The 10127-nt window shown below is 70.8% G+C and carries 11 protein-coding genes; 3 read left to right on the plus strand and 8 right to left on the minus strand.

What is annotated here, in order from left to right; translation table 11 throughout:
* The first annotated feature begins 310 nt into the window (after positions 1 to 310).
* Positions 311 to 2989 (plus strand): EAL domain-containing protein, encoded by a 2679-nt coding sequence (locus tag ACT6S0_RS24085; protein ID WP_444766297.1) that lies wholly within the window; start codon positions 311 to 313, stop codon positions 2987 to 2989.
* A 7-nt stretch (positions 2990 to 2996) separates the two neighbouring features.
* Here the strand turns inward: ACT6S0_RS24085 and ACT6S0_RS24090 are convergent, their stop codons facing one another.
* From ACT6S0_RS24090 to ACT6S0_RS24105, 4 genes are all read right to left on the minus strand, one after another.
* Positions 2997 to 3392 (minus strand): hypothetical protein, encoded by a 396-nt coding sequence (locus tag ACT6S0_RS24090; RefSeq protein ID WP_444766298.1) that lies wholly within the window; start codon positions 3390 to 3392, stop codon positions 2997 to 2999.
* Between the two features lie 113 nt (positions 3393 to 3505).
* Positions 3506 to 4990 carry a CHASE3 domain-containing protein gene (locus ACT6S0_RS24095; RefSeq protein ID WP_444766299.1) on the minus strand — a complete coding sequence of 495 codons (1485 nt, stop codon included), beginning with the start codon at positions 4988 to 4990 and terminating at the stop codon, positions 3506 to 3508.
* Positions 4956 to 5366: a response regulator transcription factor gene (locus ACT6S0_RS24100; protein WP_444766300.1), complete on the minus strand. Its 411-nt coding sequence runs from the start codon at positions 5364 to 5366 to the stop codon at positions 4956 to 4958. Before ACT6S0_RS24100 ends, ACT6S0_RS24095 begins: the two co-directional genes overlap by 35 nt.
* A gap of 110 nt (positions 5367 to 5476) precedes the next feature.
* Positions 5477 to 5806 carry a BON domain-containing protein gene (locus ACT6S0_RS24105; protein ID WP_444766301.1) on the minus strand — a complete coding sequence of 110 codons (330 nt, stop codon included), beginning with the start codon at positions 5804 to 5806 and terminating at the stop codon, positions 5477 to 5479.
* A 193-nt stretch (positions 5807 to 5999) separates the two neighbouring features.
* Here ACT6S0_RS24105 and ACT6S0_RS24110 point away from each other — a divergent pair, with 193 nt between their 5' ends.
* The gene (locus ACT6S0_RS24110; protein ID WP_444766302.1) at positions 6000 to 6647 is read left to right on the plus strand and encodes a response regulator; all 648 of its coding nucleotides are present in this window, start codon (positions 6000 to 6002) and stop codon (positions 6645 to 6647) included.
* Here the strand turns inward: ACT6S0_RS24110 and ACT6S0_RS24115 are convergent.
* Positions 6641 to 6832, minus strand: a complete 192-nt coding sequence (locus ACT6S0_RS24115) for a hypothetical protein (RefSeq protein ID WP_444766303.1) — start codon at positions 6830 to 6832, stop codon at positions 6641 to 6643. The two genes, ACT6S0_RS24110 and ACT6S0_RS24115, sit on opposite strands and share 7 nt — an antisense overlap.
* Before the next feature lie 116 nt (positions 6833 to 6948).
* Here ACT6S0_RS24115 and ACT6S0_RS24120 point away from each other — a divergent pair, with 116 nt between their 5' ends.
* Positions 6949 to 7722, plus strand: coding sequence for a substrate-binding periplasmic protein (locus ACT6S0_RS24120; RefSeq protein WP_444766304.1), 774 nt, complete (start codon positions 6949 to 6951; stop codon positions 7720 to 7722).
* Positions 7723 to 7760: 38 nt separating this feature from the next.
* Here the strand turns inward: ACT6S0_RS24120 and ACT6S0_RS24125 are convergent, their stop codons facing one another.
* The 3 genes from ACT6S0_RS24125 to ACT6S0_RS24135 all read right to left on the minus strand — a co-directional run.
* Complete coding sequence (locus tag ACT6S0_RS24125; protein WP_444766305.1) at positions 7761 to 8918, minus strand: GGDEF domain-containing protein; 1158 nt, start codon at positions 8916 to 8918, stop codon at positions 7761 to 7763.
* Between the two features lie 138 nt (positions 8919 to 9056).
* Positions 9057 to 9533, minus strand: a complete 477-nt coding sequence (locus tag ACT6S0_RS24130) for a CreA family protein (RefSeq protein ID WP_444766306.1) — start codon at positions 9531 to 9533, stop codon at positions 9057 to 9059.
* A 9-nt stretch (positions 9534 to 9542) separates the two neighbouring features.
* The coding region (locus ACT6S0_RS24135; RefSeq protein WP_444766307.1) for a lactonase family protein at positions 9543 to 10127 on the minus strand (585 nt) is incomplete at its 5' end.

Below are 10127 nucleotides of genomic sequence, written 5' to 3' on the forward strand. Positions count from 1 at the left end.
GGCATGGGCAGCGGGCTCGGCGTCGCGACCGGCGGGGGCGGTGGCGGCAGGTTGGGCGCGGCGCTGTCGCCGCCACCGCCGCAGGCAGCGAGGGCCATGGCCATGGGCCATGCATACGCAGACAGCCGGCGCGGGGCCGGCGGCGGGATCAACGGGAGCAGGGCGGGGGAGTGGGCAGCGTCGGGCATCCGGCCAGCCGCGGTCGCGGCACATCGGTCAGGGTCTGCTCGACTTTAGGTCGCCGTGCCCGCCGGTGGTGGCCGGAACTGAGGCCCGCCACCGGCCAATTGAGGGCTTCCACGGCCGCGCAGTGACGACCGTGCCCGTGGCCGTGCCTGCGGCGGTGAACGCGGCCTTGTCCTACGGCCTGACCCAGGCCGTGCCGACGCCTGACCGGCTGCGGCAGGCGGGATGCTTGCCAGTTGATATGTCGGAGCAAGCATCGATGAGCGAAACGCTGACGGGTGGGCCCGCAGGCGCTGCAGCCACCTCAGCGGCGCAGCTGGCGCTGGCGCAAAACGCGCGTTTCCTGGCGCGTTGCAGCCGACTGGCCGGCGTGGGCGCGTGGGAATGGCAACCCGACATCGCCAAACTCACGCTGTCCGACTCGGCCTGTGAATTGCTGGGCCTGCCGCACGGGCAGGTGCCGACGCTGGCGGCGCTGCTGCAGCGCTTTGGCCCCGATGGCGCGGCCATGCTGGACGCCGCACTGCAGCGCGCCGCGGCCGAGGGGCAGGGCTGGGATGTCGAGCTGCCCTGCGACAACGTTGACGGGCGTGGCGGGCGTCGCGCGCTGCGCGTCGTCGGCCGCCTCGATGACGACCGCGAGACGGGGGACGGTGGCCGTCGCATCGGCGTGGTCATGCTGGACGTGACCGAGCCCGCGGAGGTGCGCGCCGAGCTGGAGCGTGCCCTCGAGCGCCTGGCGCTGGCCACGCACAGCGGTGGTATCGGGGTGTGGGACCTGGACCTGCGCGTGGGCCACGTGACCTGGGACGACGCGATGTGGAAGCTGCATGGCGAGCCGCGGCGCGGCTCGCGCGTCAGCCTGGCGCGCTGGCGCCGGTGCCTGCATCCGCAGGACCGCCGTGCCGCGGCGCGTGCGCTGCGTGCTGCCCTGCGCGGTGGGCCTCAGCTGGAGGGCGAGTGGCGGGTCTGCTGGCCCGATGGCAGCGTGCACGTGCTGCGCAGCTCCGGCCGCGTGTTGCGCGATGGCGCCGGCCGGGCGCTGCGCCTGTCGGGCGTGTGCTGGGACGTCAGCGAGGCACGCCGGCTGCAGCAGCAACTCGAGGAGCAGCATGAACTGCTTGAAGTGACGCTGCAGTCCATCGCCGACGCCGTGTTGACGACCGACGCACTTGGTCGCGTCACCTGGCTCAACCCCGTGGCGCAGCGCTTGACGGGCTGGGCCGCCACCGAGGCGCGTGGCCAGCCGTCCAGCCGGGTGTTTCAGCCGCAGCGCGAAGAAAACAATGAGCCGCTGGACGATCCGGTGCGGCGTTGCCTGGACACGGGCCGGCCGACGCGGCTGCCCACGGGGGCCGTGCTGCTCAGCCGCAGCGGCGAGCTGCACGCCGTGGAAGACTCGGTCGCCCCCATCCGCGATGCCGAAGGCCAGGTGCTGGGCGCGGTGCTGGTGTTCCGCGACGTGACGCAGCAGCGCCGCCAGTTCGACGAGATCCGCTGGCGCGCCAGCCATGACGGGCTGACCGGCCTGGTCAACCGCGCGGAGTTCGGCCAGCGCCTGGCGCGCACGCTGGAGCGGGCCAAGCGCGATGGCAGCCAGCACGCGCTGCTGGCGCTGGACCTGGACCGCTTCAAGCTCGTCAACGACCACTGTGGCCACGCCGCCGGTGACGAGGTGCTGCGCGAGGTGGCCCGGCGGCTGGAGGCCGGTGTGCGCGGCCGCGACACCGTCGCCCGCCTGGGCGGTGACGAGTTTGCGGCCATCCTCGAGAACTGCTCGCAGGAGGAGGCCCTGCACGTGGCGCAGAAGCTTTGCGACGCGATGGACCAGTACCGCTATGTGCACGGTGAGCAGCGCTTTCGCATTGGCGCAAGCATCGGCGTGGCTCCGCTGGACGGGCGCTGGCCGGATGCCGACGTGGCGCTGCGCGAAGCCGATGCCTGCTGCATGCTGGCCAAGGAGCAGGGCCGCAACCGCGTGCAGCTATGGGCGCTGGACGACGTCACGCTGCGCGCACACCAGAACGAGCATCGCTGGGCCACGCGGCTGCAGCAGGCGCTGGATGAAGATCGCTTCGAACTTGACCTGCAGCGCGTGCTCGCGGCCCAGGGCGAGGACGACGGCCGCCTGCGCGGCGAGCTGCTGCTGCGCCTGCGCGAGCGCGATGGCAGTCGTGTGCTGCCCGGCGCCTTCATGCCAGCGGCCGAGCGCTTCCATCTGGCGCCGCGGCTGGACCGCTGGGTGCTGTGCCAGGCCGTCGAGCTGCTGCGGCGCGATGGTGGGCCCGATATCGCCTCGCTGTCCATCAATGTGTCGGCGCTGACCCTGCAGGACGCGGCCTATCACGAGGAGGTGCGCACCTTGTTGACCGCGCTGGGCCCGGAACGCGCCAAGGCCCTCTGCCTGGAGATCACCGAGACGGCGGTCATCACCCAGCTTGGCGAGGCAGCCCAATTCATCAAGCAGATGCAGGCACTGGGCGCGCGTGTCGCGCTGGACGACTTCGGTGCCGGTTCGGCGTCATACGGCCACCTGAAGGCGCTGCCGGTGGACGTGCTCAAGATCGACGGCCAGTTCGTGCGCACCGTGACGACCGACCCACTGGACCAGGCGGCCGTGCGGAGCTTTGTCGACGTGGCCCGCACGCTCGGCCTGACGACCATCGCCGAGTCCGTCGAGACACCCGAGGCGCTACTGGAACTGGTGCGACTGGGCGTCGGCGAGGTGCAGGGCTTTTTACTGCACCGGCCCCAGCCCCTGGCCGAGGTTCTGGCGGCCACCAAGCCGGCGGCGCCGGCCTGAATCCGTTCTAGCGCGTTTGGCGCAGGGGCGCCCGGCCGGGCACTGCCTCGACCCGAGCCGCCTGATCGCGGTTGTCGGCGTCGACGGCCAGCGCCACCGCGCCAGGCGCGACTTCCCGGCCATCGGCCACGGCGCGCAGGGATACCTGCAGGCCGCGCGCAAGATGACCATGGAAGACCTGCAGGGTGTCGCCGGCCTTGTGCATGGCGGCCGTGAGCTGCGCATCCAGCGGGCGCGCGTCCTGCACGGCGCTGATGCCGGCGGTAGCTGCCAGGGCCGTGAACGTCACCACCAAAGCCGCAGCATGGAAGCGGCGGCTGTACAGGGATGGCGACATCGCGTCGGCGTCGCGTGCGGTGTCCGCGCTGTCGCCCTTGGCGGGCGGGGAATCGGGAAGCTGCATGGCCCCTCCTGGGTGACTTCGTCCGGGCCGCGCCTGGCGCAGCTCCCTGGCGCCAGTCTGGGCGCCACGCTCAGGCCGGCCTGTCGGCCCCGGCACGCTCGCGCTGTAGGACTTCAGGCAGGCGGTGGGGGCGCTGGTGCCGCCGCGCCCAGCTCACCGGGCGCGGTGACTGTCGGCGCGTCTTGCGGCCCGGGCTCGGCCAGCAGGGGCAGGCGCGCGAGCACGAGCGTGCCGCGGCCCTGCGCCGACAGCAGCTGCAGCGTGCCGCCCAGGCTCTCGATGCGGTAGCGCATGCCCAGCAGGCCGTGGTGCCCGGTGCCGACCGCGTCGGGGTTGAAGCCCTGGCCGTCGTCGCGGATGTGCATCTGCAGCCAGCCATCGGCCTCGCCGAGGTTGACGCGCACATGCTTGGCCTTGGCGTGGCGCATCACATTGGTCAGCGCCTCCTGCACCAGCCGGTACAGCGCCAGCCGGCCAGCCTCTTCGGTGGGCACGTCGGCAAGCTCCAGGCTGAGCTGCAACCCCGAGCGCTGGGCAAATTCCTGCGTCAGGATCTCAAGCGCCGGGATCAGGCCGAGGTTGGACAGGGCCGACGGCCGCAGGTCTTCAATGATGCGGCGCTTGAGCGCAATGCCCTGATCGAGCAGTTCGCTCATGTGCTTGAGGCGCTCGTCGATCTCGGGCGCGGCCGTCTTGGTCATGCGGCGGATGCGGGCCACGTCGAGCTTGGCAGCCGTCAACAGCGCGCCCAGTTCGTCGTGCAGCTCGCGCGCCAGGTGGGCGCGCTCATCCTCCCGCACGGTCTGCAAATGGCGGGCCAGCTCGGTCAGCTCGGCGGTGCGGCGCACCACCTCGCCGTCCAGCCGGTCGCGCTCCTGCGCCAGCTCCTGGGCATGCTCGCGGCGCGCGGCATGCAGAGCCTCGTTGCGGCGCAGGAAGACCGCCAGACCGAACAGGCTGAGCAGCGTCAACCCGTGCACGCCGATGCGGCCGTAGGTCAGGGAACGGAAAACGGCGTCGCGTTCGCTGGCGATCTGCGAGAGCTCATGCTTGTCGAGCTGGGCGACTGCCTCGCGCACGGCCTGCATCTTCTCGCGGCCGATGTCGGACTCGACCAAGCCGCGCCATGCGGAGTCGGTGCCGTCTCCGTAGAGCTTGACGACCAGCTGCAGCTCGGAGAGCTTCTCGCCAGCGCGCCGGCTCGCGTCTGCCACCAGCACCTCCCATTCGGAGCTTTCGTACTGGCCGCGCAGCCGCGACAGCACGTCGGGCAGTTCGCGCTCGGCAAGGTGCAGCGGCGCCAGGTAGTCGTCGCGCCCGGTCAGCAGATAGCCGCGTTGGGCGGTCTCGGCGTCGGTCAGCAGCTCGCGAAGGCGCAGGCCGTCGTTGCGCGCCTGGTGACGGGCCTGGGCCTGACTCAGTGCGGCATCGGCGCCCCAGAAGGCGGCTTCGCTGACGCCCATGACGGCGGCGGCCGCCAGCGCGGCAAACCCGACGGCCAGGCCCCGATTGCGGCTGGCGCCCTCCAGCCAGGGGTCGAGATGACGCAGCACCGGGAGCCGCTCAGGTCGCTGCGGCGGCAGGACGCGCTGATGCATGTTCGGCGAGTTCGGCGCAATAGCTGATCAGGTCATCCAATTCGCGGCTCTTGTCGAAGACGCGCTCCGCGCCGAGGCTGGCGCAGCGGCGGCGCATCTCCTCGGTGGCGTAGTTGGTGAGCACGACGCGTCGCGCCCGCAAGCCGAGTTGCTGGGCGGCTTGCAGCACGCCAAGCCCCGTACCGGACCGCAGGAAAACGTCAACGATGAAAAGGTCGGCGTTGGCGTCGGGGTCGCGGCTCATCCAGCGCACCGCGCCGGCTTCGTCCGCGACCGACCCGACCACCTCCACCTGGGCCAGCTCCTCCAGCGTCGCGATGAGGTTCTCAAGGATCACCGGACTGTCTTCGACGATGAAGGCTCTGAGTGCTGGCATGGCCCGACGGCACGGAGGGAAAAGTAAGCCTGAAGTATGAACCGCTTCAGGGTCGGCCCGGCATTGCCGGTAGCGCGTCGCGCTGTAGGACTTCTCCTAGGGAACGACCCTTAGGAACCCTGGCGCACGATGATGTCGTTGCGCACGGCGACGACGCCCGAGGTCTCGCGCGCAAGCTTCTCGGCCATGGCCCTTTCCTCTTGTGATTTGGCAAAGCCCGACAACTGCACCGTGCCCTTCAGGGTCTCGACGCTGATGGACATGGCGCTGACCGTGGTGTCGGCCGCGAACTTGGATTTGACCCGCGTGGTCAGGGCAGCGTCGTCGATGTAGGCGCCGACCGTTTCCTGGTTGCGCGAAACGGCGCAACCGCTGGTGGTGACCAGCGTGGCGGTGAGTGCGGTGGCGAAGGCGACGGTCAGGATTGATTTGTTGAGCATTTGATTCTCCTGTTGTGGGGGCGACTCCCCGGGGAGCCGCTGAACGTCACTATCAGGCCCGGCCTGGCTCGCCGGCATAGTCCCGCGACCCGGTGCCCTGTCAGACGCCGCTGTCGCGGCTGTAGGACGGATACCTCTCGCGGCGTCTGCACCAGCCTGCTACGCTGCCGCCACTCCGGACACATTGCTCACCATGATTCGTATCGGCATCGTCGACGACCACGCCATCGTGCGCACCGGCCTGCGCCAGTACCTGTCGGACCATGTCGACCTGCGCGTCACCGGCGAAGGTTCGAGCGGCCACGACGCCCTGGAAATGGCGCGCGCCGGCGAGGTCGATGTGCTGCTGCTCGACATCTCCATGCCCGACCAGAGCGGCGTTGACGCGCTGGCCGCCATCAAGGCGCGCTTTCCCGAGTTGCCCGTGCTCATCCTCAGCGGGTTCCCCGAGGCGCATTACGCGACGACGCTGCTGCGCCAGGGCGCCAGTGGCTACCTGAACAAGGAATGCGACCCGGAGGAGATTGCCAACGCGATCCGCCAGGTCTCGCGTGGCCGCCGCTACATCAGCGCGGCGGTGGCCGAGCAGCTGGCCGACAGCGTGGCCGGCGGGCCGGGCGGCGCGGCGTCGGACAAGCCGCTGCACGACGCGCTGTCCGAGCGCGAGTTCCAGGTCTTCCTGCGCCTGGCCCAGGGCGAGACCGTGGGGCATATCGCCGAGGCGCTGTTCCTCAGCGTCAAGACGGTCAGCACCTACCGCACGCGCGTGCTCGAAAAGCTCAAGCTGCAGACCAACAGCGACCTGACCTACTACGCGCTGAAGAACGGGCTGATTCAGTAAGGCGGGCGCCCGCCATCGGCCGTCCCGTCGACGTCCAGTGTCCAGGGCAGGGCCGACTCATAACCCAGCGCAGCCTCGGTGCTGGCAGCGGTCGTCGTCAACCAGCGGGTCAGCGGGGCCCACAGCGGGCGCTGCGGGCTGATTTCAACGGCGTGGCTCAATGGCGCTTGGGCGTCGGTGGGCATGTGCGGCTCCAGACTGAATTTCGCTGCCAGCATCGACGCCCTTTGGCGATTCACCTATCGGCCAGCGGCGCGGCGGCTTGTCGGAGCCGGCTGACAAACAGCCTCAGAATGCTGTCGTGACCGTTTCCTTGCTTTCGCTGCGCATCGGCTTGATCTGCCTGGCCGTGGCTGCTTTGCCCGCGCGCGCTTGTGAATTGCGCGTGCGCTGGAACCCCGATCCGCCCTACAGCATGCGCGACGCCGCCGGCCGCGTCGTCGGCCTGCAGGCCGAACTCGTCGAACGCACGCTGGAGCGCATGGGCTGCAGGGCCGTCTGGGTTGAACTGCCGTGGGCACGCGCCCTCGTCGAACTGCAGGCCGGGCGGCTGGACGTGCTGCCCGGCGCCCTGCGCCGCCCCGAGCGCGAGGCCTATGCCCATTGGGTCGAGCAGCGTTTCATGGTGCCCAACCGCCTGTACGTGCGGGCCGACGAGCGCGCCAGTTTCGGCGCCGCAACGCGCCTGCGCGACGTGCTCAAGCCGGGGCTCAAGCTCGGCGTGCAGATCGGCGTCGTCTACGGCCCCGAATACGCCGCCCTGCTGGCCGAGCCGGACTTCCGCGCCCGGCTCACCCAGGCCGCGGTGCGCGGCAACCTTTGGCAGATGCTGGAGATCGGCCGTGTCGACGGCGTGCTGGCCAGCGAAGCCAGCGCCCGCTGGGAGCTGGCGCGGCTCGGCCTGGGGGCCCAGATCGTGCGGACCGACGTGTTGCTGTCCAACGAGGCGGCCCAGACCATGTTCAGCAAGAGCTCCGTCGACGCCGCGCTGGTGCAGCGCTATCGGCAGGCGGGCGATGCGCTGGAGAAGGACGGCACGCTGGCGCGCGTGGTGCGCAAATACCTGGCTGGCTAGCTTTCACCGCCAGGGGTGTCGGTCACGCCCGTCTCGTGTCAATCGGCCACCCCTGGCTCGGCCATGAGCTGGCCGCGCCCGGCGCGCTGGGCTTCGTAGAGCGCCGTCTCGGCGCGCCGCTGCAGGTCCGCCAGGCCGCGGTCGCCCGGGCGCAGCTTGGCCCAGCCAGCGCTGAAGGACAGGTTCATGCCCAGCTCGCCCGGCGCCCGTGCGGTCAGCGCCGTGCGCAGGCGCGCATCCAGCGCCTGCGGACCTTCGGGCAGGCAGCGCGCCATCAGCACGCCGAACTGCTCGTTGCCGATACGCCCGGCCAGGTCGCCCAGCCGCATCTGGGCCTGCACGCAGCTGGCGAACAGGGCCAGCGCGCGCTCGGCCGTGTCTTCGCCCTGCTCGGCCCGCAGCGTCGCGAAGTTGTCCAGGTCAAGCACCACCAGTGCCAGCGGCTCTTCGTAGCGCCGTGCCATTGAGATGAGGTCGACGGAGCGCTTGGTGAAGGCACCGCGGTCGCACAGTCCCGTCAGGCCGTCGGTCTGCGTCAGGCTCGCCAGCTCGGCCTCGATCTGCCCGCGCCAGGCCAGCAGCAGCATCGGCAGGGCCAGCAACAGCGCGAGCTGGCCAGCCAGCGCCAGCAGCAGATCCGACCCCGGTCCGTGCGCGCCGAGCAGCGTCGTGACGGCGCGGTAGAGCATCGCCGCCAGCAGCGGCAGCACGGCGGCCAGACCCAACAGCCGCCAACGCCGGCTGTTCAGGCCCTGCAGCACGGCGCTGCGACCCGGCAGCATCAGCGCGGCACCCAGCCAGCCGAGCTGGACGCCCAGCACGATGTCGCCCAGGGTCTGCGCGGCCAAGCGGTCACCTCCCAGCAGCGCATGGCCAGCGCCGAGGGCCAGCGGCGCCGCCGTCATGGCCCAGCGTCCGGGGCGCGGTTTCAGCCACAGGCCGAGGGCCCACCACAGCGCCGACAGGCCCAGACTGATGCCGCCCACGCCGACGCTCGACAGGCCCTGCGGCGCGCTGAAGCGGGCGCCCAGTGCCGGGTTCAGCAGCGTAAGGCCGACTGCCACGGCCAACATGCCGACCTGGGCCCAGCGTCCACCCGCATTGGCGCCGCGCCAGCCGACCAGGGTGATCAGCACCAGCGCCGCAGCCAGCGCCTGTATCGGCATCAGCGCGAAGAGGGCCTCGGTGAACGTCATGGCGTTGACTCCCCGCACCTCATAGATCTTGCCGGCCGAGCGCCGGGCCGCGCTCCCAAGCATCGCCGTCCCTTGAGGGCTGCGGCACATGCCGCGCGGCCTGCAAGGCCGGCCAAGATACACCTTGGACGAGCGGCTTCATCGCTTGACCGGGATCACGGTCTCGCGGCCCACCGGCACGGCGGTGATGCTGTTCTGCGGCGAGCCGTCGATGAGGCGGTCCGAGTAGGTCAGGTAGACCAGCGTGTTGCGCGGTACGTCCACCATGCGAACGATGCGCAGCCGCTTGAAGACCAGGGAGATGCGCTCGCTGAACACTTCTTCCTGCGCAGGCAAGGGCTGCCTGATGACGATGGGCCCGACCTGGCGGCAGGCGATGGAGGCCTCGGCCTTGTCCTCGGCCAGGCCGATGGCCCCCTTGATGCCGCCGGTCTTGGCGCGCGACACATAGCAGGCCACGCCGCCCACCTTGGGGTCGTCGTAGGCGTCGACGACGATCTTGTGATCGGGGCCGATGAGCTTGAAGGCGGTGTCGACCGAGCCGATGGGCTCGGCCCGGGCGAGTGCCGTGGCGGCGAGCAGGGGGAGAAGGGCTAGGAGGGTCGCTGGCTTCATCGGCCCAGTCTAAAGCGCGCAGGCGCCCGCCGGGCTGGGCACCGGCGTCTGACGCACCATGAAGCGCGGCGCCTCGGGCCGGCCGAGGTCGAAATGGCTGAGCTGGTCGCTGCGCTGGTTGCAGACATAGAGGTGGCTGCCGGCGATGCAGGCGCTGCGCGGGTAGCTGCCATGCACCCAGTGGTGGTCCAGCAACCTGGGCTTGCGTGCTTCAGAAAGTGAGATGACGGCGAGGCTGTCGTGCAGCCGGTTCAGCGCGTACAGGTGCCCGCCGCCGGGCGCGACCAGCAGGTCGGACGCGTAGTTGGTGCCGGCGAAGCCGCCCGGCAGCAGCGGGATTTCATCGAGCAGCCGCGGGCCGCCGGGCGTCAGCTCGACCGCCGACAGCGTGGACGACTCCTCCTGCAGCACGTAGACGAGGCGCGGATCGGCGGGGTGGAAGGCGAAGTGGCGCGGCCCCGAGCCGGGGCTGAGCGCGAGCTCGGTCGCCGCAACAGCGGGCGCGCCGGGCCCGAGCGGCCAGACGAGCAGGCGGTCGCGGCCGAGGTCGGTGCCGACGAGCCAGCGGCCGTCGGGGCTGGCCTGGATCATGTG

The sequence above is a fragment of the Roseateles sp. genome, from assembly GCF_052436255.1.
Lineage (GTDB): Bacteria > Pseudomonadota > Gammaproteobacteria > Burkholderiales > Burkholderiaceae_C > Pelomonas.

Coding starts and splice junctions, on each gene's coding strand:
- ACT6S0_RS24090 (WP_444766298.1), bottom strand. CDS start 3,392: ATGCAGCTTCCCGATTCCCCGCCCGCCAAGGGCGACAGCGCGGACACC.
- ACT6S0_RS24095 (WP_444766299.1), bottom strand. CDS start 4,990: ATGCATCAGCGCGTCCTGCCGCCGCAGCGACCTGAGCGGCTCCCGGTG.
- ACT6S0_RS24100 (WP_444766300.1), bottom strand. CDS start 5,366: ATGCCAGCACTCAGAGCCTTCATCGTCGAAGACAGTCCGGTGATCCTT.
- ACT6S0_RS24105 (WP_444766301.1), bottom strand. CDS start 5,806: ATGCTCAACAAATCAATCCTGACCGTCGCCTTCGCCACCGCACTCACC.
- ACT6S0_RS24110 (WP_444766302.1), top strand. CDS start 6,000: ATGATTCGTATCGGCATCGTCGACGACCACGCCATCGTGCGCACCGGC.
- ACT6S0_RS24115 (WP_444766303.1), bottom strand. CDS start 6,832: ATGCCCACCGACGCCCAAGCGCCATTGAGCCACGCCGTTGAAATCAGC.
- ACT6S0_RS24125 (WP_444766305.1), bottom strand. CDS start 8,918: ATGACGTTCACCGAGGCCCTCTTCGCGCTGATGCCGATACAGGCGCTG.
- ACT6S0_RS24130 (WP_444766306.1), bottom strand. CDS start 9,533: ATGAAGCCAGCGACCCTCCTAGCCCTTCTCCCCCTGCTCGCCGCCACG.